The 1877-nt window shown below is 71.3% G+C and carries 2 protein-coding genes and 2 pseudogenes; 2 read left to right on the forward strand and 2 right to left on the reverse strand.

Annotation, left to right across the window (positions count from 1 at the left end):
* Positions 1-607, forward strand: a pseudogene (locus tag D7Y15_RS43330) (serine/threonine protein kinase); the annotation flags it as partial.
* Between the two features lie 73 nt (positions 608-680).
* Here the strand turns inward: D7Y15_RS43330 and D7Y15_RS43335 are convergent.
* Positions 681-1073, reverse strand: coding sequence for a hypothetical protein (locus D7Y15_RS43335; RefSeq protein ID WP_148713046.1), 393 nt, complete (start codon positions 1071-1073; stop codon positions 681-683).
* 87 nt (positions 1074-1160) lie between these two features.
* Complete coding sequence (locus D7Y15_RS43340) at positions 1161-1466, reverse strand: hypothetical protein (RefSeq protein ID WP_120581708.1); 306 nt, start codon at positions 1464-1466, stop codon at positions 1161-1163.
* Between the two features lie 242 nt (positions 1467-1708).
* Here D7Y15_RS43340 and D7Y15_RS43345 point away from each other — a divergent pair.
* A pseudogene (locus D7Y15_RS43345) lies at positions 1709-1877 on the forward strand (molybdenum cofactor carrier protein); the annotation flags it as partial.

The raw sequence follows: 1877 nt of genomic DNA on the forward strand, positions 1-1877 counted from the left end.
GGCCCCGCCCGCGCGGCCTCCGGCGGCTCCCGTGGCCGCGCCGCCGGCCCCCGTCCACGCGGTCTCCCCCACGGCTCAGGTGCCCGGCGCCGAAGCGACGGGGAAGGGACTGACGCCCGGTCAGCGCAAGGGGCTCATCGTGGGCGGTGTGGGCCTGGTGCTCGCGGGGCTCGCGCTGGTGTTCCTGCTGCCCAAGGGCGGCGTGGAGGTGCGCAACGCCCAGGAGGGTGAGCGCGTCTACGTGTCCGGCGTCCTGCTGGATGCGAGCCAGGGCCTGCCCGAAGGCAACGCCGGCTGGCTCATCTCCACGGCCGTGGACGGCAAGCTGCACCGCTTCGGCAAGGTGCCGAGGTCGGAGCACATCGACCTGCGCACGCTCGCGGACGCCCCGCCCCAGGCGGAGGCCCGGGGCATGCTCAGCATCACCGGTGCCCAGGGCTGCCGCGTGGCGCTGGGCTCGCAGGTGCTGGAGGGCCAGACGCCCCTGTCCAACCAGATGCCCGCGGGGCGCGAGTTCGAGGTGCGCGTCACCTGCGGCGGCAAGCCCGACGTCGTCCGCTGGGTGATGGCCGTTCCGGGGCAGGGCGTCGTGCTGGACGTGCCCTGAGCCGGACGGAATGTCCCGTGCCGGAGGACACCGCTGACAAAGCGGCCCTCCGGTCGGTGAGGCCGTGCAGGGCCTACAGCTTCTTCAGCAGGAAGGCCCGGTACGTGCCGTAGCCCGGCAGGTCCTCGCCGAGCGAGCCGTCCACCTTCGCGCGCAGGGTGAGCGTGCCGTCCGTCAGGTCCAGCGTGAAGCCCGGCGCGTCCTTGTGGACGATGTGCAACGTCTGGATGCCTTCCCGGACGGCCTGCTTTCCGATGGCGTCGCTACAGACGGACTTCATGTCGTCGATGAGCCGGTCGAAGACGCCGTTGGAGAGCATCTGGATGGCGGCCACGGTGGTGAAGCTCGCCTCGTCCAGCGTCACCTGGATGTCCGCGCCCGCCGCGGCCCCCTTCAGCTCCGCCACCTTCGAGGCGAAGGTGTCGTTCTTGAACGCGGCCATCTCCGACCGTTCGGCGAGACCCATGGTGTTCGTGCTCCGTGCTGTGTCCGGGCGGGAATGCCTGAAAGAAGGCGGAAACCTCGTGGACAGGCCGCCCGTGTGTCAACGCCCTCAGTCGTGGGTGCCCACGTGCAGGTCGCCGTGGCGCGTGCAGACCCAGTGGAAGGCGCAGGAGCAGGCCACCGCGCGGGCATGCGTGCAGCACCGGCCCCCGAAGTCCTCCGGGAGGACTTCGCGCTCGGGAGGTGGCGGGTCGGGCAGCTCCTTGGGGGCGCCCCGCCCGGAGTCCGCGGGTGCGCTGCCGCAGCAGCCGCGCACGAGGCACTCGGGACACAGGGACAATTCGCAGTGCGCGCACCAGTCGAACACCTCTCCGGCGGTGCCACGGCGCTCACAACCTCCACAGGCGTCGAACATGGGCAGCCTCCTTGCTCACCTGCGAGGAAGGTAGAGGAGGGGTCCGACATCACGGGGCGTGCGGGAACGTCTGGCGCTCCGGGAGGAGGGAAGCGACGGCTGGCCGACGCTCGCGCCACGCACCTTCCACGGGTGGACGGGAATCAGGACGCACGCCGGTCCGTGAGCCCTTGCGGCGTTGGCCGGGGATTCGCATGGAACAGGGGCTCACGTAGTTCCAGTTTTTCGGGGAGGACGCAGTCATGCGCAGACACCGCCGCATCATCGGAGTGTTCGGCTCCGGGGCGCACTCCCACGACGAGTGGGTCGTCCCCCTGGCGCGGTGGATTGCGGAGGCCGGGTTCGACCTGCTCACCGGCGCGGGTGGCGGCGTCATGAGCGTGGCGGCGGGGGCCTTCGTCCAGGTGGAGG

Origin of the sequence: Corallococcus sp. AB030 (assembly GCF_003668965.1) — a bacterium.
Classification (GTDB): domain Bacteria; phylum Myxococcota; class Myxococcia; order Myxococcales; family Myxococcaceae; genus Corallococcus; species Corallococcus exiguus.